20 protein-coding genes are annotated in these 21,364 nt (G+C 34.2%); 7 read left to right on the top strand and 13 right to left on the bottom strand.

What is annotated here, in order from left to right; genetic code table 11:
- Positions 1-8 precede the first annotated feature (8 nt).
- The gene (locus tag Q0X14_RS15230; RefSeq protein ID WP_297840510.1) at positions 9-446 is read right to left on the bottom strand and encodes a secondary thiamine-phosphate synthase enzyme YjbQ; all 438 of its coding nucleotides are present in this window, start codon (positions 444-446) and stop codon (positions 9-11) included.
- Positions 447-621: 175 nt separating this feature from the next.
- On the opposite strand from Q0X14_RS15230, the gene rocD reads away from it, so the two are divergent.
- Entirely contained in the window at positions 622-1,842 is a 1,221-nt protein-coding gene (rocD, locus tag Q0X14_RS15225; protein WP_297840507.1) for an ornithine--oxo-acid transaminase, read from the top strand.
- A gap of 60 nt (positions 1,843-1,902) precedes the next feature.
- On the opposite strand, the gene Q0X14_RS15220 is transcribed toward rocD, so the two are convergent.
- Positions 1,903-4,533 (bottom strand): ATP-binding protein, encoded by a 2,631-nt coding sequence (locus Q0X14_RS15220; RefSeq protein ID WP_297840505.1) that lies wholly within the window; start codon positions 4,531-4,533, stop codon positions 1,903-1,905.
- Positions 4,534-4,632: 99 nt separating this feature from the next.
- On the opposite strand from Q0X14_RS15220, the gene Q0X14_RS15215 reads away from it, so the two are divergent.
- From Q0X14_RS15215 to Q0X14_RS15195, 5 genes are all read left to right on the top strand, one after another.
- Complete coding sequence (locus Q0X14_RS15215; protein WP_297840502.1) at positions 4,633-5,211, top strand: phosphatase PAP2 family protein; 579 nt, start codon at positions 4,633-4,635, stop codon at positions 5,209-5,211.
- A gap of 19 nt (positions 5,212-5,230) precedes the next feature.
- A complete protein-coding gene (locus tag Q0X14_RS15210) occupies positions 5,231-5,947 on the top strand; it encodes a DUF3298 and DUF4163 domain-containing protein (RefSeq protein WP_297840500.1) in 717 nt (238 codons plus the stop codon).
- Positions 5,948-5,964: 17 nt separating this feature from the next.
- The gene (locus Q0X14_RS15205; protein WP_297840497.1) at positions 5,965-6,429 is read left to right on the top strand and encodes a GNAT family N-acetyltransferase; all 465 of its coding nucleotides are present in this window, start codon (positions 5,965-5,967) and stop codon (positions 6,427-6,429) included.
- Between the two features lie 98 nt (positions 6,430-6,527).
- Complete coding sequence (fabF, locus tag Q0X14_RS15200; protein WP_366522816.1) at positions 6,528-7,781, top strand: beta-ketoacyl-ACP synthase II; 1,254 nt, start codon at positions 6,528-6,530, stop codon at positions 7,779-7,781.
- Positions 7,782-7,786: 5 nt separating this feature from the next.
- Positions 7,787-8,218, top strand: coding sequence for a DUF2141 domain-containing protein (locus Q0X14_RS15195; RefSeq protein WP_297840492.1), 432 nt, complete (start codon positions 7,787-7,789; stop codon positions 8,216-8,218).
- Between the two features lie 162 nt (positions 8,219-8,380).
- On the opposite strand, the gene Q0X14_RS15190 is transcribed toward Q0X14_RS15195, so the two are convergent.
- From Q0X14_RS15190 to Q0X14_RS15180, 3 genes are read right to left on the bottom strand one after another with little or no spacing between them, the layout of a single operon-like run.
- Positions 8,381-9,070: a hypothetical protein gene (locus tag Q0X14_RS15190; RefSeq protein WP_297840490.1), complete on the bottom strand. Its 690-nt coding sequence runs from the start codon at positions 9,068-9,070 to the stop codon at positions 8,381-8,383.
- A 10-nt stretch (positions 9,071-9,080) separates the two neighbouring features.
- On the bottom strand, positions 9,081-9,920 hold the full coding sequence (locus Q0X14_RS15185) for an ABC transporter permease subunit (RefSeq protein WP_297840487.1): 840 nt from the start codon (positions 9,918-9,920) through the stop codon (positions 9,081-9,083).
- Entirely contained in the window at positions 9,920-10,849 is a 930-nt protein-coding gene (locus Q0X14_RS15180; protein WP_297840486.1) for an ABC transporter ATP-binding protein, read from the bottom strand. The genes Q0X14_RS15185 and Q0X14_RS15180 overlap by 1 nt, the downstream gene beginning before the upstream one ends.
- Before the next feature lie 307 nt (positions 10,850-11,156).
- On the opposite strand from Q0X14_RS15180, the gene Q0X14_RS15175 reads away from it, so the two are divergent.
- Positions 11,157-14,741: a vitamin B12-dependent ribonucleotide reductase gene (locus tag Q0X14_RS15175; protein WP_297840483.1), complete on the top strand. Its 3,585-nt coding sequence runs from the start codon at positions 11,157-11,159 to the stop codon at positions 14,739-14,741.
- A 55-nt stretch (positions 14,742-14,796) separates the two neighbouring features.
- Here Q0X14_RS15175 and Q0X14_RS15170 read toward each other — a convergent pair whose 3' ends face one another.
- From Q0X14_RS15170 to rplQ, 8 genes are all read right to left on the bottom strand, one after another.
- Positions 14,797-15,462, bottom strand: coding sequence for a C40 family peptidase (locus tag Q0X14_RS15170; RefSeq protein WP_297840480.1), 666 nt, complete (start codon positions 15,460-15,462; stop codon positions 14,797-14,799).
- A gap of 3 nt (positions 15,463-15,465) precedes the next feature.
- On the bottom strand, positions 15,466-16,320 hold the full coding sequence (locus Q0X14_RS15165) for an RNA polymerase sigma factor RpoD/SigA (RefSeq protein WP_297840477.1): 855 nt from the start codon (positions 16,318-16,320) through the stop codon (positions 15,466-15,468).
- A gap of 144 nt (positions 16,321-16,464) precedes the next feature.
- Complete coding sequence (locus Q0X14_RS15160) at positions 16,465-16,863, bottom strand: PIN domain-containing protein (RefSeq protein WP_297840475.1); 399 nt, start codon at positions 16,861-16,863, stop codon at positions 16,465-16,467.
- Between the two features lie 3 nt (positions 16,864-16,866).
- Positions 16,867-17,100 (bottom strand): hypothetical protein, encoded by a 234-nt coding sequence (locus Q0X14_RS15155; RefSeq protein ID WP_297840469.1) that lies wholly within the window; start codon positions 17,098-17,100, stop codon positions 16,867-16,869.
- A gap of 13 nt (positions 17,101-17,113) precedes the next feature.
- Positions 17,114-18,277 carry a phosphopentomutase gene (locus Q0X14_RS15150; protein ID WP_297840465.1) on the bottom strand — a complete coding sequence of 388 codons (1,164 nt, stop codon included), beginning with the start codon at positions 18,275-18,277 and terminating at the stop codon, positions 17,114-17,116.
- A gap of 11 nt (positions 18,278-18,288) precedes the next feature.
- Complete coding sequence (locus Q0X14_RS15145; protein ID WP_297840463.1) at positions 18,289-20,103, bottom strand: GAF domain-containing protein; 1,815 nt, start codon at positions 20,101-20,103, stop codon at positions 18,289-18,291.
- Positions 20,104-20,228: 125 nt separating this feature from the next.
- On the bottom strand, positions 20,229-20,816 hold the full coding sequence (gene yihA, locus Q0X14_RS15140) for a ribosome biogenesis GTP-binding protein YihA/YsxC (RefSeq protein WP_297840460.1): 588 nt from the start codon (positions 20,814-20,816) through the stop codon (positions 20,229-20,231).
- A 63-nt stretch (positions 20,817-20,879) separates the two neighbouring features.
- On the bottom strand, positions 20,880-21,359 hold the full coding sequence (rplQ, locus tag Q0X14_RS15135) for a 50S ribosomal protein L17 (RefSeq protein ID WP_348343397.1): 480 nt from the start codon (positions 21,357-21,359) through the stop codon (positions 20,880-20,882).
- Between the last annotated feature and the right edge of the window lie 5 nt (positions 21,360-21,364).

Below are 21,364 nucleotides of genomic sequence, written 5' to 3'. Positions count from 1 at the left end.
TCTTTTTCCTATTCGGTTGCTTTGAGTCCGGTTAATTGAACAATTATTTCTCTGTTTCTTGAACGATTATCAAAATCAACAAGAATTATCTGTTGCCAGGTTCCCAAAAGTAATTTAGAATTCTTAAATGGAACTGTGAATGATGATTTCTGCAAAGATGCACGTAAATGAGAATGACCATTTCCATCGTGCCAGGTAAAATTATGATGATAAGATTCACTTTCTGGTATTAGTTTATCAAATAGTTTGGGATAATCCTTCAGCAAACCAGGTTCATATTCAATTGTTGTAATTGCCGCAGTTGAACCGCTAATAAATATTAAGGCGTTTCCTTCAATAAAATTATTCTCTTCAACTAATTTTTCTACTGCAGAAGTAATATCAATAATATCACAATTACCTTTGGTTTTAACACTAAAGGAATATGTTCCAATAGTCAATGTCATTTAATTCTTTAATTATTTTTTCAAAAATTATCAAACAAGGATGCAATAAACAAGATTAAATAAAGCACTGCAGCATCCTGAGGATATTCATCACAAATTACTTTGGTAATCAGCGACTGCGGCGGTAATTTTCGGATGCATTTTTATCATTTATGAAACAAAATACGGAAGGATTATGAACTCACAATATTTTATAGAGCTTGAGCACAAGTACGGTGCACACAATTACCATCCACTTGATGTTGTAATCGCAAAAGGAAAAGGAGTTTGGGTTTGGGATGTTGAAGGGAAAAAATATCTGGATTTCCTTTCTGCATACTCTGCAGTTAATCAGGGACATTGCCATCCAAAAATTGTTAATGCAATGATTGAACAAGCCCAGACTTTAACTTTAACATCAAGAGCTTTTTACAATAATGTTCTCGGTGAATATGAAAAATTCATAACCGAACTTTTAGGTTATGACAAAGTTTTGCCTATGAATACTGGTGTCGAAGGCGGAGAAACTGCAGTTAAGCTTGCTCGCCGTTGGGCTTATGATGTTAAAGGGATTAAAAAATATAACGCAAAGATTATTGTTGCGAATGATAATTTCCATGGAAGAACAATGATGGCAGTTTCAGCATCAACTGATCCTGATTCATACGAAGGTTACGGACCATTTCTTCCGGGATTTATAAAGATTCCTTTTAACGATATCCCGGCTTTGGAAAAAGCACTTGAAGACCCGGATGTTTGTGCATTTATGGTTGAACCTATTCAGGGTGAAGCTGGTGTTGTTGTTCCTGATGCTGGTTATCTTAAAAAAGCTCAGGAGTTGTGCAAAGCAAAAAATGTTTTACTTGTTTGTGATGAAGTTCAAACAGGATTAGCAAGAACCGGCAAAATGCTTGCATCCGACCACGAAAATGTTAAGCCCGATATTCTGATTTTAGGAAAAGCACTTTCAGGTGGAACTATGCCTGTATCCGCAGTACTTGCAAACGATGAGATTATGTTAACAATTAAACCCGGTCAACACGGTTCAACATTCGGTGGAAATCCGTTAGCTGCACGAGTTGCAATCGCTTCGCTACAAGTTTTGGTAGAAGAAAAGCTTGCTGATAATGCAGCAAAAATGGGTGAATATTTCAGAAGTGAGGTTCAGAAAATGGTTAATGAATTTGAAAATCTTGTTCTTGTAAGAGGAAAAGGATTACTGAATGCAATTGTAATTAAACCAACATCTGACGGTAAAACTGCGTGGGATGTTTGTGTTGCTCTGAAAGAAGAAGGTTTGCTTGCAAAACCGACTCACGGAGATATTATCAGATTTGCTCCACCACTTGTAATTAATAAAGAAGAAATTGATTTTGCAATTGAGACTATTAGAAAAGTTTTGAAGAAATTTAATTGATAAAACAAAAGCCGCATCGTTAAATGGTGCGGCTTTTTCTTTTAATAATTTTGATTTGATTTAGTCCGCAAGCACATCTTTAAATAATTCTTTTGACTCACGAACAACTTTTGTGAGCTTAATCATTCTTTCCTCAACGCTTTCAATATCCAGACTTTTTGCTGATAGCTCAATGCCCAAAGCTTCATCACCGATTGCTTTCGCCCCAACTGAGTAACTTGATCCTTTAAGAGTGTGAGCTAATTCCTGAATCTTTTTAAGATTTCTTTGCGAAATAAATTCTTTCAGAGTTTCGAGTTTGATTTCAACATCTTTGAAATAATCACCGAGTAAATCTTTTTCGAACTCTTTATCCCCCAAGCTAACCTGATTCAATCTGTCGAAATCGAACAGAGCAGATGCTTTATCCATCACCTTATTTTCTCCTTGAGGTTTATTTTTTTTAATTCCTAAGTATTTATCGAGAATTTGTACGATTTCTTTAGCCACAACAGGCTTGGAAATGTAATCATTCATACCTGCAATAAGACATTTTTCTTTATCACCTAGTAAAGCGTGCGCAGTAAGAGCAATAATCGGAACTGAATTTAATGGTGAGTCTAATTTTCTGATCATTTTAGTTGCAGTGTAACCATCAACTTCGGGCATTTGAATATCCATAAGAATTAAATCATAATTTTTTGCTTTATGCTCACTTACTGCTTGTTCTCCATTCAAAACTGCATCAACCTGATATCCGAATGATGTTAATGTTCTTATTGCAACTTTCTGATTAATAAGATTGTCCTCAGCAAGTAATATTCTGAATTTTTTTCTCTGCTCTACCAATGCCTGATCAAGCTGTTCGTGAAGCGAATCAGTATGAGTTTTATTTTGCTCTGAATCTGTGTTGGATTTTTTACCAAGGATATTACTTAGTGCCGGATCAACAAAGAAATGAAATGTAAATTTAGTTCCGACACCTTCAACACTTTCAACTTTAATGTCACCTTCCATCAAGTTTAAGAATTCTTTACAGATAACTAATCCCAGACCTGTTCCACCAAATTTCTTACCTTCAGAACCATCAACCTGAGAGAATGGTTTGAATAATTCAGATATTTTATCTGCTGGAATTCCAATTCCTGTATCTTCTATTGATGAAATGATTTTTATTCTTGAGCCATTGTGATTTTCGGTTTCAACTTTAATTCTTATCTCACCTTCTTCAGTAAATTTAACAGCATTTCCCAAAAGATTTATATAAATCTGTCTTATTCTTGTTGGATCACCTACAAAATTCAATTCGTCATTTGACGGAAGTTCTTCTATAATCTTAATTCCTTTTTCTCGGGCTTTCTGATGAATTACCATTACTGCCTGATCAACTACTTTACGCAAATTAAAATTCAGTTTTTCAAGTTCGATCTTTCCTGCTTCAATTTTAGATAAATCAAGAATTGCATTTATAACTTCAAGCAAAGATTCGGCAGAGCTTCTGGCAGTTGAAATAAATTGTCTGACCTCATCTTCACTTCTGGCATTTCCATCTTCAATAATTGAGAGAAGTCCGATTATACTGTTAAGCGGTGTTCTTACTTCGTGACTGAGATTCGCAAGAAATCTGCTTTTGACCTGACTAAGATTTAATGCTTCCTGAGCAAGTTTTTCAGACTTTTCTTTTTCTTTCTTTAATGATTCCTGATATTCATCCCGAATTTGTTCTGCTTTTACCTGTTCTGTAATATCCTGAAGATTTCCTTCTATAATTTTTTGATTGTTTCCGTTAAAGTCGATTAATCTTGCATTCACTTTAAGATATATTTCATCAAAATCTTTTCGAATTAATGTCAAACGAAGATTTTCAACAAGTCCTTTCTCATTCAATAATTCAATAAGATGCTCTCGTTCCTGAGGATTTTTGTAGAAAGTTAAAATATCTTTTCCAATCACTTCTTCTGATCTTTCATAACCTAGAATTCTTGCCATTGCATCGTTTGCTGTAATGATTTTTCCATCGAGTGTTGTCTGGTAGATTCCAATAAGTGCATTGTTAAATATTGACTTAAATTTTTGTTCAGATTTTTCTGTTTCGATTGACTTTTCTGCTACTTGCAATCTTAGCTTAAAATTAATTGCGCTTCCCAGAATAGAAAGCAAACTCATAAAAAGAACAAATGCAAGTGATTCCAAAGTGTTAGGAAGGATATAAATTTTCTGATCATTGAAAAGAATTGCTGCTGCAAAAACCAGATTGTAATAGATTGCTGCTATAATCTGATTTACTACTTCCCAACTCAGGAAAAGTGCTGATGTGAAAATTACTAATCCAACAATCTGAGAATTAACAACGATTGTTTTGGGCATCATAAAAATCATTATTGCAGAGGAAATGATAATCGTTAACAGAAGAATATGCACCAATGCTGTGGAATATTTTTCAGAGTTTTTTGAATTAGTGAATACGAGAATAAGAAATGCAATAAGAGTGGCAAATAATCTGGTAAAATAAATTTCTAACTGTAAATGCTGATAATATCTGACCTCGAAAATCATTGCAAACAAACCGGAGACGGCTACCATAAAGGCAATGACTTTCAAAGGAGTAACTAGGTGTTTCCTGGATTCCTGACGGATTTTCTGATAGTTCTCTTTCTTGAAAAATCCTGTCGGATTAAGTAAAAATTGTATCAAATTTCCTTTTTTTTCCATCAAACAAATGTAAATATTTCAGTTAAAACTACTTGAAATTGAAATTTTAACTGATTCTTTAATTATTTTTAACCATCAGTTTTATTTACAAAGGCAAAAATGAGCGATTTTCTTTACTCAATTGACCTGACGGTTTTTTACTTCTTTAATCATACAATTTCCTTGCCTGTTTTGGATAAGTTTTTCTCTATAATCACAAGCGTAAATAATTGGTACATTGCCTATGTTATTTTACTGGGAATTAGTTGGACTAAAGGCGGTTTGCGCGGCAAAATTGCTGTTGTTGGTGTTATTTTACTAATAGTTGCTTCGGACCAAACCGGATACAGAATTCTGAAAGAATTTTTTGCCCGGCCAAGACCTTGCGATGTTCTTGATGATGTTATTACTCCACTTGGCTGCACAGGAACATTTTCTTTTCCGTCGAATCACGCTTTGAATAATTTTGCTGCAGCATTTTTCTTTTACAAACTTTTTCCACAATTAAAATGGGTACTATTTATAACTGCAGGTCTTGTTGCAATTTCAAGAGTTTACTTAGGTTTACATTATCCTTCTGATATAATCGGAGGCGCTTTAATCGGAATATTTTTCGGTTATATTTTTTCACAATTAGCACTGTTCACAGAAAATAAATTTCTTGAGCGAAGAACTCAAGAAGACATAAACAAAGAATAAAAACTTTAAGGAATTAAAAATGAAATTCGTTAATCTTTTAATAATAATTTTAGTGATTGCCACATCAGCAAAAGCTGAAGTTGATTCATTAACCATAATCAAAAAAGAATTTTATCAGGCGACTGAAGATACCTCGGCATATGTGAAAATATCATATCCGCAAATTAGTGGTCTTGGCAATTCAGAAGTTCAGGGAAAAATAAATTCTTTTCTGGAAACAGAATTTATGCAAGCTAAAAGTTGGTTTGATGATTTTGTTGCAGACACAGATTACACTTCAGAATTTCCTCCTGATTGGGTATTCAGCTTCGAAACAGATTTCAGAGTTACTTTCAACAGTAAAGATTTCATCAGCGTAGTACTTGATTATTATGAATTTACCGGTGGAGCTCACGGTAATTATTATTCGATAGGTTATAATATCAGAACATCCGATGGAAAAGTATTTGGTATTTCTGATATTCTTAAGCCCAACTCATTACAAGCATTATCTGAATTTTGCGCAGAAGAAATTATGAACATGTTTGATGCGAACTCTCTGAATGAAGCTGGTTTATTTGAAGATGAATTAAATATTTCCGAAGATCAGGATTTTTACATTATTCCAAATGCTTTAGTAATCCAGTTTGATCCCTACGAAGTTGCACCGTATGCGATGGGTTCAATTGATGTGGAACTTGAATTCAGCAAGATTAAAAATATTATAAAGGATAATCTTCCATTTTATAAAAAGTAATTAATGCAAGTTTTACTATGGAAAAATTAAAAATAAGAAGAGCTGAAAAATCAGATATTCCAAATATTCTGAAACTGATTAAAGAATTAGCAGAATACGAAAAATTATTACACGAAGTTGTTACAACTGAACAACATCTTGAAGAAGTTATTTTTGGCGAAAAGAAATTTGTTGAAGTTCTTATTGCTGAATATGAAGGAGAATTAGCAGGTCAAACAATTTTCTTTCATAACTTTTCAACTTTTGTCGGCAAACCAGGTTTATATATAGAAGACTTATATGTTCGTCCACAATTTCGAGGTAAAGGAATTGGGAAAGCACTTTTGAACGAAGTGATAAAACTTGCAAAAGAAAGAAATTGTGGAAGAGTTGAATGGGTTGTGCTTGATTGGAATCAGCCCGCAATAGATTTTTATAAAAGTATTGGTGCAAAACCAATGGATGAATGGACAATTTTCCGTTTGACAGAGGACAAATTCTAGGTTCCCTTCATCAAAAATTAGTTTATTCAAACTAATAAAATTCTCTATCTTTGCATAAATAAATTGCCTATATAAGAACAATTGAAAGGATAAATATGATTTCCAATCGCAGAGTTGTAGTTACCGGAATGGGAGCTTTAACACCTATTGGTTTAAGTGTACAGGAATTTTGGAATGGAATGATGCAGAGCAAAAGCGGCGCTGCTCCAATCAAAAGTTTTGATGCTTCCAGAGTTGATACAAAATTCGCTTGCGAACTTAAAGATTTCGATGTAACAAAATATTTAGATAGAAAAACCGCCCGAAGACTTGATCCTTTTGCACAATATGCGTTGGTTTCTGCAAAACAATGTATTGATGATAGTGGATTAAACCCTGAAAGTTTAAGTGCAGAAGAAAAATCAAAAATTGGAGTGATATTCGGAAGTGGAATTGGCGGTATTCAGACTTTCTATGAACAATCAGTAATCAATCGTGAACAAGGTCCCGGAAGAATTTCACCGTTCTTTATTCCGATGCTTATTCCGGATATTGCTGCGGGACATATCTCAATGCAATATGGATTTCAGGGACCGAATTATTGCACAGTATCGGCTTGTGCAACAGGCAACAACAATCTTATTGATTCATATCTGCTGATTAAAAATGGTTTAGCTGATAGAATGATTGCCGGAGGAAGTGAAGCTTCGATAAATGAAATTGGTGTTGGAGGTTTCAATGCAAACAGAGCACTTTCCACAAGAAATGATTCGCCTGAAACAGCAAGCAGACCTTTTGATGCTACAAGAGATGGATTTGTAATGGGTGAAGGTGCCGGTGCATTGCTTCTTGAAGAACTTGAAGTTGCACTTAAACGAGGTGCAAAAATTTATTGTGAGATAGTTGGAGTTGGCCTTTCCGCTGACGCACATCACATTACTGCACCTCATCCGGAGGGCACAGGAGCTATTTTAGCAATGGAAATGGCTTTACGAACAGCAGGAATTACTCCTGACAAAATTGATTATGTAAATATGCACGGAACCTCAACTCCGCTTGGCGATATTGCTGAAACTAAAGCTATAAAAAAAGTGTTTGGAGAACATGCATACAAGATGAATTTGTCTTCAACTAAAAGTATGACAGGGCATTTATTAGGTGCTGCAGGAGCTGTAGAAGCGATAGCATCAATACTTGCAGTCGTTAATGATAAGATTCCACCAACTATTAACTTTGAACATCCTGATCCTGAATGTGATTTAAATTATACATTCAACAAACCTCAGGACAGGGTAGTTAATTATGCGTTGAGTAATGCTTTCGGATTTGGTGGACATAATACATCTGTTATTTTTAAGAAATATAAAGAATAGGAAAAATGAAAGTTAAGTTCTCTTTACTAATTATAATTTTGTTCTCAGTTTTCATCAACGCAGGTGATATTCAGAAAGCAAGGTTAATTGTTAAGATTAAGGGTTTGAAAAGTGATCAGGGTACTGTTAAAGTAGCACTCTGTAATTCATCCGAAAATTACAAAGATGATTTATCACCTTTTAAAGCAGCAATAATTGAAATAAAAAATAATCAGGCAATTGCTGTATTTGATAATTTGCCTGCAGGAAATTACGCAGTGAAAGCTTTTCACGATGAAAATAATAACGACGATTTCGATACTAATTTTCTTGGCATACCAAAAGAAGACTATGGTTTTTCAAATAATGCCAGAGGATTATTCGGACCTCCATCGTGGGATGCAGCAAAATTTCAATTAAATAAAATGGATCAGATTGTTGAAATTAATTTCAACTAATTTTTGATGTGATTATTTTGTGATAGATAATTTAATGACTTTTTTCTTTTTGCTCATTATTATATTGTTGTAACAGAAATTAGGCGATGGTAGATAAAAAATGCCTCCTAGAGTGCTAATGGTTCCCTCCTTAGTAACCCTTGCAAACTACCATCGCCATTTTTATTGCTTTTCTTCAAAAACCGAATCCGGTATTCCAATATTGACTTTATAATTTGAATATTTAACAAATACATTTCCCTTGGTTGGCGCATCTGGTAATCTTTTCTTTTTTGAAGGAGGATTTCCATCAGTTGAAAAAGCTTTTGGCAGGTTCAATTTGTCAATGTTAAACGAGAAAACCATTTTCTCCGGTAATGGATATTTAAGGGATTCATTGTATGACAATTCAATAGTGAAAGTGCCATTAGTCTTTGTAGTTGATTCAACTTTTCTTATTACTTTATCAATTGGATCAATCCAGAGCGTTGAAAGAATAATATTTGATTGCTCACCAATTGGTATAACTTTCACCATCGAAACTTTCTTCCCGTTCAGAATCACATCCTGCTCGTAAATAGCAGTATAATCTTTTTTGACTAAAGCAGCCGGTGAAAAGTCCAATCCTTCTTTGGGAAGTAAAGCAAAACCTTCAGACTTTAATCTGATTTTATCCGGTTGTTTAAAGTAAATCTTTGCTTTTGCATCGGGAACTTTTAGAAAATCAACATCAACTTTTATTTCAACATCTACTTCATAATCTTTTACTTTGTTATAATTAGTAATTACAGAGTTAATTAGTTCATCAGCAAGTTTTTGTTGAGGGAAAATCTCTATAATTACAAAAAGAGTAAATAAAATTATCTGCTTCATAAAATCCTCATCAGGTAAGTATATCTTTTCTTTTGAAAATAATTAATGTTGCACCAAAAAATATAGCAATATGAAGGACTAAAATTCCTATTGATTTAAGAATTTCATTTACATCAACAGGATTATCAAAAAACAATTGCCACGACGAAATGTAATTAGTAAATAAATAAGGACGAATTGCCTGAAGCAAGTCAACATTTATCGCAGAGATAATAACAAAGACAATTATCACCGCCATTGTGCTTACGATCGGTCCAATCGCATTTTCAACCAAAGATGAAAAAAGATATGCAAGCGAAGCCACAACGGTCATTCCCAAAGAAGCATAACCATAAGCGCCTAAAAATCTCCATAAAACATCCTTTTGTTCAAATATAATTATCATATCACCTCTGATAATTAAAAGCTCACCTACTCCGAAAATGAAATATCCCACAACCAGACTCATCAGAGCTAACCAAAGTATCAGCAGGTTTGTATAGATTACACCGGCAATGAATTTTGCAATTACAAATTTTTCTCTCGTAACTGGTCTGGTCAACATCAATCGATAAGTGCCGGCGGTTGCTTCACCAGCAAGCAAATCGCCTGCAACTAAGGTTATCAGAAAAGGAATGTGGACTGTTAAACTGGTCAGAACGATATAAGAAATAAGATATGTGTTCAGAAGATTGCCAACGAAGACAAAAGATTGTTGAATATTTCTTGTCATGAAGTCAATAGTATTTTTTCCTTCATAAACCATTGCAATATGAATAATAGGAACCAGGACACCTATTGCAGCAAAACCAATATAGGTTCTCCACTTTCTGAAAATTTTATATAACTCAATGCTAACCAAAGTAAACATCAGAGTGCCTCTTGAGTAATTTTTAAGAAATATTCTTCGAGTGACCTTGTGGGAATTATAGAATAAACATCAATTCCATTTTCAACCAGATATTTATTTAGCAGAGCAATTTCATTATTGCCAATAGTAAATTCAAGCTTGTTGCCTGATTTGCTTTTTAGTTTTTCTGACCAGTTACTTGCTGAAATCAGTGAAATTGATTTCTCAATCTCGTTAACTTCAAAAGTGACAGATAGATTTGTTGCATTCAATAAATCTTTAACACTTCCCTCAACTCTTGCAGTTCCTTTATTTATAATTATCATTCTGTTGGCAACTTGTTCAACTTCATATAAAATATGTGAAGAAAGGAATACGGTTTTTTTCTGATCACGGCTTAAGTGTATAATCAAATCACGAATTTCTTTCATACCCATCGGGTCTAATCCTGTTGTCGGTTCATCGAGTATTATCAGGTCAGGATCGTGAAGTAAAGCTTGTGCAATTCCTAATCTTTGTTTCATACCGTGGGAAAAAGTTTTTACTTTACTTTTATATCGTTCAGCTAGACCAACTAATTCAAGTACTTCCATTATTCTTTTTTTAGAAATTTCGTGACCTGAAATTTTTCCAAGTATCTCCAAATTTTTATAAGCAGGCAAATAACCATAGAAGTCGGGTTTTTCAACAATTGCCCCAACATTTCTTAGTATGGATAATCTTTCTCTGAATAAATCTTTTCCAAAGATTTTTATTGATCCGCTGTTAGGTTTAATAAGAGTTAAAAGCATTCTGATGGTTGTACTCTTACCAGCTCCATTTGGTCCCAGAAATCCAAATACATCACCACGGAAAACATTGATATTCAGGTTATCTACAGCTTTAAGATCTTTAAAGTGTTTTGATAAATTTTTTATTTCAATAATCGGTTCGTTATTCTGTGATTCCATAAATATTTAAGATTATTTTACATCAAAAGTTACGCATAAAATTTTTCTGAACTAATCCAAACTTTTTATATCAAAAAAAATTTTTTTTATAGTTTGATTTTTATTAATGAAGTTATAATTTGTTGATGAAAGTTTGACCTGAAAAAATTTTTTGAAAAAATCTTGCACTAAGAAAAATTTTTGATTAGTTTCACGCCCACATTAATATTCAGTTCACAAATCAAAAGAACTGAATAAAAATTTTTTCAGATCAAATCACTCCAATAATTAAAACAGTTTTTAATAACTAAATCCGCGGGAGAGTTGGATGCAAATAAAAAGATTTTTTACCGTTGAGGGGAAAGATCCTTTATCAGAATTTACTTTCGAAAAACGCACATCAGAGATACGTAATCCGGACGGTTCCATTGTTTTCAAAATGGATGATGTTTATGTACCATCGCAGTGGTCACAGGTTGCTACAGATATTATAGCACAGAAATATTTCAGAAAAGCCGGAGTTCCCAAGCTGCTTAAAAAAGTAAAAGAGAAAGGAGTTCCTAACTGGCTTCTTCCTTCAACAGCTGATACCGAAAGATTACAGGAATTACCTGAACACGATAGATATACTTCAGAAAAAGATGCAAGACAAGTATTTCATCGTCTTGCAGGAACCTGGACATATTGGGGATGGAAAGCAAAATATTTTGATACAGAAGAAGATGCTAAAACATTTTATGATGAAATGATGTATATGCTTGCTAATCAGATGGCAGCACCAAATAGTCCGCAATGGTTCAATACAGGACTTAACTGGGCTTACGGAATTTCCGGTCCATCTCAGGGACATTATTATGTTGATCACGAGACTGGTGAACTTGTTAAATCAACTGATGCATATACTCATCCGCAACCACACGCTTGTTTTATTCAATCAATTAAAGATGATCTCGTAAACGAAGGCGGAATAATGGACCTTTGGGTTCGTGAAGCACGTTTATTTAAGTATGGTTCCGGTACAGGCTCAAATTTTTCTGAACTTCGCGGTGCAAACGAACCACTAAGTGGCGGTGGAAAATCTTCAGGACTAATGTCTTTCTTAAGAATTGGTGATCGCTCAGCAGGTGCTATCAAATCAGGCGGAACTACCAGAAGAGCAGCTAAGATGGTTACACTCGATCTGGATCATCCAGATATAGAAGAATATATCAATTGGAAAGTTGTTGAAGAGCAGAAAGTTGCTGCACTCGTTGCGGGTTCAAAGTTATGCAACTATCACCTGAATGCAATAATGAAAGCTTGCTATGACGAGCATCCGGAAAATGACAGATTCAACAAGCAGTTGAATAAAAAACTTAAACACGCAATCATCGAAGCACGCAAAGCACAAATTCCAAACAACTACATCGAAAGAGTAATTCATCTTGCTAAACTTGGCTTTAAATCAATTGAATTTCCTATATATGATACTGATTGGAATTCAGAAGCTTATGCGACTGTATCAGGACAGAATTCTAACAACTCAGTAAGAGTTAATAATGAATTTATGCAAGCTGTTATCAATGATGGTGATTGGAAATTATACTGGAGAACAGAGAAAAGAAAAGCAAAGAAGGAGAACAGAGAACCAAAACCCTGTAAAGTTCTTAAAGCAAGAGATCTTTGGGAACAAATTGCTTACGCTGCCTGGTCCTCCGCTGATCCTGGAATTCAATATCACGACACAATTAATGAATGGCACACCTGCCCTGCCGGTGGAGAAATCAGAGCTTCGAATCCTTGCAGTGAATATATGTTCCTTGATGATACTGCCTGCAATCTGGCTTCAATAAATCTTGTAAAATTTTATGATGATAAGAATCATAAATTTAACATAGATGCATTCCGACACGCTTCAAGATTATGGACAATAGTTCTTGAAATAAGTGTTGTGATGGCTCAATTCCCAAGTAAAGAAATTGCCAGACTAAGTTATGAATACAGAACACTTGGATTAGGTTATGCAAATCTTGGTGCATTACTTATGCTTCAGGGTATACCATACGACAGCAACGAGGGCTTTGCAATTTGTGGTGCATTAACAGCAATTATGCATATGACAGCTTATGCAACCTCTGCAGAGCTTGCAAAAGAAGCTGGTCCATTTCCAAGATACGAAGAGAACAAAGAAAATATGCTGCGTGTTTTAAGAAATCACAGAAGAGCTGCCTACAATGTTCCGAACGAAGAGTACGAAGGTTTAACAATTTCCCCTGTTGGAATTAATCCTAAACACTGCCCTTCTGATTTACTTCAGGCAGCAAGAGAAGATGCTGACAGAGCTTTAGAACTTGGAACTTTATATGGTTACAGAAATGCTCAGGTCACTGCAATTGCTCCAACAGGAACAATTGGTTTGGTAATGGATTGCGATACAACCGGTGTTGAACCTGACTTTGCTTTGGTTAAGTTCAAGAAATTGGCTGGTGGAGGTTACTTTAAAATTATTAATCAATCAATTCCGCCTGCACTGGAAAAACTTGGTTATAATAAAGACCAAATAACAGAAATCATCAAGTACGCAAAAGGCGCTGGTGCACTCGAGGGTTGTCCGTATATCAATCCGCAATCATTGAAAGCCAAAGGTTTTACAGATGAGATAATAAATAAAATTAACAAAACACTACCATCAGTTTTCGATATAACATTTGCTTTCAATCGTTATACAATTGGTGATGAGTTTCTTACCAAAACACTTGGTTTCAGCAAAGAAGAGATTGATTCTTATGATTTTGACCTGCTGCAGAAACTTGGATTTTCTAAACAAGAAATTGCAACAGCAAATGATTACATTTGTGGTACGATGACAATTGAAGGAGCTCCGTTCCTGAAGCACGAACATTATCCCGTTTTTGATTGTGCTAACAAATGTGGAAAGAAAGGTACACGATTTATTAAACCTCTCGCTCATATAAAAATGATGGCAGCTGCACAACCATTTGTTTCAGGTGCAATCTCAAAAACAATTAATCTTCCGAACAGCGCTTCAATCGATGATATCAAAGATGCTTATATGCAATCCTGGAAACTTGGTGTAAAAGCAAATGCTGTTTACAGAGATGGTTCAAAACTCTCACAACCACTAAATACTTTAACTGAAGAAGAAGCAGAAGCAATTCTTGAGGATAAAGAAAAGAATGACATTGTAAAAGTAGCTGAAAAAATTATTCACAGATACATTGCTAAAAGAAGAGAACTTCCAAGCCGCAGAAGTGGATACACCCAAAAAGCAAAAATTAATGGTCAATCAGTTTATATAAGAACCGGAGAATATGAGAACGGTCAGCTCGGAGAAATATTCATTGATATGCATCGTGAAGGAGCTGCCTTCAGAAGCTTGCTGAACTGTTTTGCAATTTCCATCTCACTCGGTTTGCAACACGGTGTTCCATTGGAAGAATTTGTTGATGCATTTGTATTCACCAAATTTGAACCAAGTGGAATTGTTACCGGAAATGATAAAATCAAAATGGCAACATCAGTTATTGATTATATTTTCCGTGAATTAGCAGTAACATATCTAGGAAGAACCGATCTTGCACACTTGAATGATGATGAAATTTCTACCAAAGCTTCAAGAGGAATTGTAAAGAAAATCTCTGAACCGGATTTTGTAAGTGAAGAAGTTGTTAGCGAACGCGTTTTCGAATTAGATAAACAGAATGTTGAAAAGTTAAGTTATTCAACAACACCATCCGGATTTGGAATAAGTTCAACTAGTTCGAAGCAAAATGGATTGACTGCTAAAGTTAAGAAAGCTATCGAAAGTGGCTACACTGGTGACATTTGTCCTGAATGTCAAAGCATCACAATGGTAAGAAACGGAACCTGTTTGAAATGTATGACTTGTGGAGCAACAACCGGTTGCAGTTAATTGATAATAATTTCAGTAAACTACTCTCCTGCCTGAAGCAGGAGAGTTTTTTATTTTAAAAAGTATCATCCTCAACAACTCTGCGTGCGCCCATATATCGTTTAAAATAATAATCTTCATCAAGAGAAGAAATCATAACTCCACCCTTTGTACTTGCGTGAGCAAATAATCCATCTCCAATATAAATCCCAACATGACCGGGACGCACCCGTCTTCTTGTGTTGAAAAATACGAGATCACCAAATTCAAGTTCATCTTTATTCTTTATAACTCTGCCTTGAGTAAATTGATCGCGAGCGGTTCTGTTAAGATTCACATTCAGAGCGTCCTGATAAACAGATTGTGTGAATGCGCTGCAATCAATTCCACTTAATGTACTTCCACCATATTTATAAGGAGTATCAAGATACTTAATAATTTCCATCAATAATTTTTCTCTTGCAGTCGCCTGCTCAGTGCTGAGGTTATCAGTCTTCTCAAGTTTTTTCATTATATCAGAAATATTGTACGAGGATTTTTCCTCAGGCATATCATCAGGCTCGAGATATTCAGCAATTTCATCGCTATCATCATAAACTAAAGTATCTCTGGATTCAGTCGAATCCTGCTTTGCCTGAGTTTTATTTTCCTTTCCGTATCTTATAGTTTGCGATGAAGGCGAACATCCAAAATGAATTAATAATAAAGTGAGGAGGAAAAGGTATTTAAAAGAAGAACTCATTTGTTATCCAAGATATGACTTTAAATTTTTACTACGGGAATTATGTCTGAGCTTTCTGATTGCTTTTTCTTTTATTTGCCTTACTCGTTCACGCGTAAGATTAAACTTTTCACCAATTTCTTCAAGTGTTAAGGGCTGGTCATTGTCAATCCCAAAATACAATTTCAGCACTTCCTTTTCTCTTTCGTTAAGAACATTCAATGCGCGTTTTATTTCTTCCTTCAATGATTCAGTCATAAGCTCATCATCAGGAGAAGGTAAATCGTCATTAACAAGCACATCGTGTAAACTATTTTCTTCATTCTGATTGAATGGAGCATCCATCGACATCGGTTTGCCGGTCATTTTCATCACATCACTAATTTCTTCAACATCCATTTCAAGTGCGTTTGCAAGTTCTTCCGGACTTGGTTCCCGTTCAAATTCCTGTTCTAAATGGCTATATGCTTTACCAATTTTGTTCAGAGTTCCAACGCGGTTCAAAGGAAGTCTGACAATTCTTGATTGTTCAGCAAGTGCCTGAAGAATGGATTGTCTTATCCACCAAACAGCATAAGAAATAAATTTAAATCCTCTTGTCTCATCAAATCTTCTGGCAGCTTTCATTAAACCTACATTACCTTCATTAATCAAATCACCAAGAGAAAGTCCCTGATTCTGATATTGCTTTGCTACACTTACAACAAATCTAAGGTTTGATTTTATCAGTCTTTCTAATGCGGCAGTGTCTCCATTACGGATTTTAATAGCGAGCTCGATTTCATCTTCGGCAGTGAGCAATGGTTCTTTTGCAATTTCACTCAAATATTTATCGAGTGATGCTGCTTCACGATTTGTTATTTGTTTATATAATTTCATTGCTCAACTCAATTTCTGACAAATCAAATTAATGATTTTATTTTTGATGCTTAGCCAGATCGAAACAATTTCAAACAATTCTTCATTTGTGCCTGGTTAAGATAATAAACCGATTAAAAAATATAAACTGAATTAAAGAGAGATTTATTTTTCTGATTTTCTTTGAGCTTTCTTTTGTGTAATTACCTTTACTTTACCAAAATTGTATTTTGAAGGTGTGTTTGTGGCAATAGTAAGATTATTCTTTTCTGCAGCAATATAGAATAGACATTCACGAAAATTGTTGAATTTATCTGCGTATTTAGGAATCTCAAGAGAATATCTGCTATTTAATCCTAAAACTTTAAGAGCATAAAGTAATTTTTTTATCGCAAGCTTTTCCTCTTCGGTTCTCGCTGAGAAAAACAATTCGCTAGCATTCAAAACTGTTGTAAAGCATTCTCCTTTTGTCATTAAAGTTGTAAGAAATGATCTTTTATTCTTCTCATTGTGAGTGAGATGGTCATAAAGAATATCAGTATCAACTAAATAATGTTTATTCATCTTTTACTTTTTCAGTTTAAACTTTTTATTGGATAAAGCGCCTTCGGTTTTGAGGAATTCAACAACAAATATTTCATCCAATTTTTGAACTTCAGAAATTTTCTCAACTAATTTTATTTCTTTATCTGTTAATCCTTCAAAACTTTTCCCCGGAATAAAGATTCTGTAATTATAGCCGGGTTCAAATTTAAGAAAAACATTTTTTGGATTCAGGAAATCGTGTGTCTGCTTTTTCATTTGAATACTATAATTACTGATTTAGAAAACTTTCCCCTGAAAGTTCATTAGGCACCTTAAAGTATTCTGCAACAGTTTTACCCACATCAGCAAAAGTTTTTCGGGTTCCCAATTCATAAGCTCTTTTATTCTTTCCGTAAAAGAGAACAGGAACATATTCCCTGCTGTGATCGGTACTTGGAGTTGTCGGATCATTACCGTGATCAGCCGTAATAATTAAACGATCATTTTCGCTCAATTTGCTTATTAGATTCGGAAGAAAATCATCAAATTCTTTCAAAGCTTCATAAAACCCTTTCGGGTCATTTCGATGACCGAAATAAACATCGAAATCGACAAGGTTAACAAAGATAAAAGATGTTGAAACCATCGAAACATATTCCAACAATGTTTTCATACCTTCGGAATTTGATTTTGTATGTTCCGAAACATTAATTCCCCGATGATTAAACAAATCATTTATTTTACCTATTGCAATTGTGTTTATTCCATTCTTCTGAAGATAATCTAACACTGTTTTTGAAGGAGGATCGAGTGAATAATCTTTCCGGTTAGTTGTTCTGGTATAATTACCATTATTACCAATAAATGGTCGGGCAATCACTCTTCCAACAACTAAAGGAGGCACTAAAATTTTATTACGGGTGATTTCACAAATTCTATAAAGATTATCCAAACCAAAATGTTCTTCGTGAGCAGCAATCTGAAATACTGAATCAGCCGAAGTATAAACTATAGGATAACCTGTTCGAATATGTTCATCACCAAGTTCATTAATTATTTCAGTACCGGATGCAGGTTTATTACCAAGAACTCCTTTAACACCTGTTAGTTCAATAAACTTTTTTATGATTTCATCCGGAAAACCATGAGGAAAGTAATCGAAATTAAAATCAATTTGTAATCCTGAAATTTCCCAATGTCCGGTTGTACTATCTTTCCCTTTTGAAACTTCGGTCATTTTTCCGAATGAAGCCATTGGCTTTGTTACTGGTTCAATTCCATTTATCGGAATGATATTTCCAAGACCAAATTTTTGAAGATTGGATAATTGTATTGAACCAAGTGCTTTACTGATGTTAGCTAATGTGTTACTGCCTTTGTCACCATATAATTCTGCATCAGGAAGTTCGCCAACACCAACTCCGTCAAGGATAATTACGATAAAGTTATTCATTGATAATCAGATTAGTTTATGTTCCGCACCGCATTGCCACCTTTTTCAACAGCTTTCTGCAGGGCAAGATGAGCATTTTCCAAAACTTCATCTGCATCAGTTCTGCCTGTTGTTGTGGCAACTCCAATTGAAATTGTATAAGTATTCTGTCTCGAAACAACATTCACAGGTTTACGAGCAACTTTGACTCTTAATTTTTCTGCCCAGATATAAACAGATTTTGGTTCAGTATTAAAGAAGTGAACAGCAAAAATTCTTTCATCAAGTCTGCCGAAAATTGTCATTGGGGTTAAGTCTTCTGAAATTGCTTCAGCCACAGCTTCTAAAACTTTTGGAAATGGATCTCCATCAAACAAAGATTCCTGTTCAAGGAAATCATCAATTTTGATAAGTGCCAGTGCTCCCTGTGCTTTTACTGAATATTGTTTTACCAAATCTTCAATCAATCTTTGTTTGAAATTCTCTGCATTTAAAGCACGGGTATCGAGATCCAAAGCAATCAAGCTCTTTAATAATTTCTGTGATGAATAAGAATAGATTATGTAAGCAATGATATTAACAGCACTTTGTAAGAATTTAACATCGGCATTTGTGTAATGGGCTTTCTTCAGACTTTCGAAGCAAAGTACACCAAAATTCTGATTTGAATAAACGATTGGAATTGCAAGGAAAGAACCATCCAGCGTTAAGTCTTCATTTTTGGTAAAGCGCTTAAAAGTTTCTGAGGACATCTCATCAATTTTTACTGCAAGACCAGTTGTAACTGCTTTTCCAATTATGGTTGATGATAAATCAACCTGAAGACCTTGTCCGATGTACTTTAGTGTTGTATTGTTTATTACTTTAACTACTTCAAATCTTTTTTCAACAGGTTTGAAATAAACAAAGGAAAAGACATCCCATTCAATTAAATCTTTAAGAGAATTTTGAATCGCATTAAACAATCCTTCTTCAGTTTCGAAATCAGACTCAGGTCCAATCAAATTTAATAAAGCTTTAAGTCGGTTTTGGGAAATAATATCAGAGTGTTTCTCTTCAAAAATCTGAATGATCATTGTAATAACTCTTACAAACCTGCCAAGCGAATAGATTGTTTCAATTCCAAAAGCATCGTCCATCTTGGAATCCATTGCAAGAATTCCAATAAGATTATTCTCATAGAAAAGCGGAACTCCAACAAAACTTCTGATTCCCTGTGGCTTATCGTAATATCTGATAACATCAGCTTCTGCTGTTGGTGAAATGTTACTTAATAATTCAGGTTCACTTTTCTGAACTATTTTACTCAGAATATCATCTTCAATATCAAATTTCCGATTACTTATATCAGTGCTTACGGAAACAAATTTTTCTATGCTAAGTTTTTCTTTTTTCTTATTGTACCAGAAGAATAAAGCAGAGTGGGCTGAGTAAGCATCTTTTATTACTGCGAGAACTTTTTCCAATGCGAAAGCAAATTTCCCATCATTGCCAATGCCTGCAGGAAGTTCTTCTTTTGCAATCTCTTCAAATCTTTCTTTTAAGTCTGGTGGAATTAACTTCGTATCTGATGGTCTGACAAAATTCCGTTTATAATTTTCAGCAGTGATTACGCTTACATCTTTATTCTTTGAAACGATTACAAATGATTCTTCTGTATCGGAAGTTGATGATGGTGTATATTCTGGCTCCAAATCTTCGTTCGTATCGATTGAAAATTTTCCATCAAATCTTATTGAGTCTCTAAGAAAAATAATAAATGCGACATAGATTACCATTAAAGCAATTGTGATAACTCTTATCAGCAAATCATCTGTAAAAAATAAAATTGCAGCTAATATGGGCACAATTAGAAAAATAAGTAAACGTTTTCTCTGTCTTTTATTCATCCGGAGGCTTTTGGCTTAATTACTTTAAAATAAAAATAACTTTGTTGGCAAATTTTATCAAACAAATTGAAATCTGAAAGCGTTTACGAATAAAAAGTGGAAGAAAGATAACTTTTAATTTCTTTTTTTCCTGTTCCCTTAACTGAAGAATAGAAAAATGTGTTTTCATTATATATGGCTTCAGGAAATAGTTCAGCAATATTTTTTAAAGCAATTTTAAACTCTGACTGCTTTAGCTTATCAGATTTATTCAATAGAAAAATGTAAGTAAGATTAAGTTGCTTCATCAAAGTGTTTAATTGAATGTCAAGTTCAGTGGGTTTATGTCTTGAATCAATTATATGAATTACAAGATTGATGTAACCGGATTTTGTAAAAAATTCTTCTATCAATTTAGCCCACTTCTTTCTTTCTGATAAACTGACTTTAGCATAGCCATAACCGGGTAGGTCAACAATATAAAATTTATTGTCAATGTCGTAATAGTTGATAGATCTTGTTTTGCCGGGAGTAGAACTAATTTTTGCTAAATCTTTTCTGTTGAAAAGAGAATTTATAAATGATGATTTACCAACATTAGACCTGCCACAGAGAACAATTTCAGGCAGTCTTAGTTTTGGAAGATCATCTATTGAATAAACTGATTTAACAAATTTTTGTTCTTTGAACATAAGCAAATAAAAAAAGAGTAACCGGAATTCCGATTACTCTTTTAGATTTTAATGATGGCTAAATTATTTTTCTTCTGCTGTTTGAGTTGCAGTTTCTTCAGCAGCTTTCTCTTTTTGTGCTGCTTTTTCCTGAGCTTTCTGCTCACGTTTTTCTTTTCTTTCTTCAGCTTTCTTATTAGCAACTTCGTTATAATCAACTAATTCGAGTATTGCCATCTGAGCTGCATCACCAACTCGTGCACCGAGCTTAATAACTCTTGTGTATCCACCTGGTCTGTCACCAATCTTAGGAACTATTTCTGCAAAAAGTTCTTTTACAACCTCTTTATCTTTTATTTCACTCATTATTAATCTTTTTGAGTGAAGGTCATTTCTTTTTGCTTTTGTAATAAGTTTTTCAACAAAAGTACGAGCTTCTTTTGCTTTTGCTAATGTTGTTTTGATTCTTTTATGTTTCAAAACAGAAGTTGCAAGTGAACGCAAAGTAGCGGTTCTGTGCGAAGCAGTTCTTTTTAATTTTCTTCCTTTTACTCTATGTCTCATAAATC

The sequence above is a fragment of the Ignavibacterium sp. genome (assembly GCF_025998815.1).
Classification (GTDB): domain Bacteria; phylum Bacteroidota; class Ignavibacteria; order Ignavibacteriales; family Ignavibacteriaceae; genus Ignavibacterium.
This window is presented reverse-complemented; position numbering and strand designations above follow the sequence as displayed.

Coding starts and splice junctions, on each gene's coding strand:
- Q0X14_RS15230 (WP_297840510.1), bottom strand. CDS start 446: ATGACATTGACTATTGGAACATATTCCTTTAGTGTTAAAACCAAAGGT.
- rocD (WP_297840507.1), top strand. CDS start 622: ATGAACTCACAATATTTTATAGAGCTTGAGCACAAGTACGGTGCACAC.
- Q0X14_RS15220 (WP_297840505.1), bottom strand. CDS start 4,533: ATGGAAAAAAAAGGAAATTTGATACAATTTTTACTTAATCCGACAGGA.
- Q0X14_RS15215 (WP_297840502.1), top strand. CDS start 4,633: ATGAGCGATTTTCTTTACTCAATTGACCTGACGGTTTTTTACTTCTTT.
- Q0X14_RS15210 (WP_297840500.1), top strand. CDS start 5,231: ATGAAATTCGTTAATCTTTTAATAATAATTTTAGTGATTGCCACATCA.
- Q0X14_RS15205 (WP_297840497.1), top strand. CDS start 5,965: ATGGAAAAATTAAAAATAAGAAGAGCTGAAAAATCAGATATTCCAAAT.
- Q0X14_RS15195 (WP_297840492.1), top strand. CDS start 7,787: ATGAAAGTTAAGTTCTCTTTACTAATTATAATTTTGTTCTCAGTTTTC.
- Q0X14_RS15190 (WP_297840490.1), bottom strand. CDS start 9,070: ATGAAGCAGATAATTTTATTTACTCTTTTTGTAATTATAGAGATTTTC.
- Q0X14_RS15185 (WP_297840487.1), bottom strand. CDS start 9,920: ATGTTTACTTTGGTTAGCATTGAGTTATATAAAATTTTCAGAAAGTGG.
- Q0X14_RS15180 (WP_297840486.1), bottom strand. CDS start 10,849: ATGGAATCACAGAATAACGAACCGATTATTGAAATAAAAAATTTATCA.
- Q0X14_RS15175 (WP_297840483.1), top strand. CDS start 11,157: ATGCAAATAAAAAGATTTTTTACCGTTGAGGGGAAAGATCCTTTATCA.
- Q0X14_RS15170 (WP_297840480.1), bottom strand. CDS start 15,462: ATGAGTTCTTCTTTTAAATACCTTTTCCTCCTCACTTTATTATTAATT.
- Q0X14_RS15165 (WP_297840477.1), bottom strand. CDS start 16,320: ATGAAATTATATAAACAAATAACAAATCGTGAAGCAGCATCACTCGAT.
- Q0X14_RS15160 (WP_297840475.1), bottom strand. CDS start 16,863: ATGAATAAACATTATTTAGTTGATACTGATATTCTTTATGACCATCTC.
- Q0X14_RS15155 (WP_297840469.1), bottom strand. CDS start 17,100: ATGAAAAAGCAGACACACGATTTCCTGAATCCAAAAAATGTTTTTCTT.
- Q0X14_RS15150 (WP_297840465.1), bottom strand. CDS start 18,277: ATGAATAACTTTATCGTAATTATCCTTGACGGAGTTGGTGTTGGCGAA.
- yihA (WP_297840460.1), bottom strand. CDS start 20,816: ATGTTCAAAGAACAAAAATTTGTTAAATCAGTTTATTCAATAGATGAT.
- rplQ (WP_348343397.1), bottom strand. CDS start 21,359: ATGAGACATAGAGTAAAAGGAAGAAAATTAAAAAGAACTGCTTCGCAC.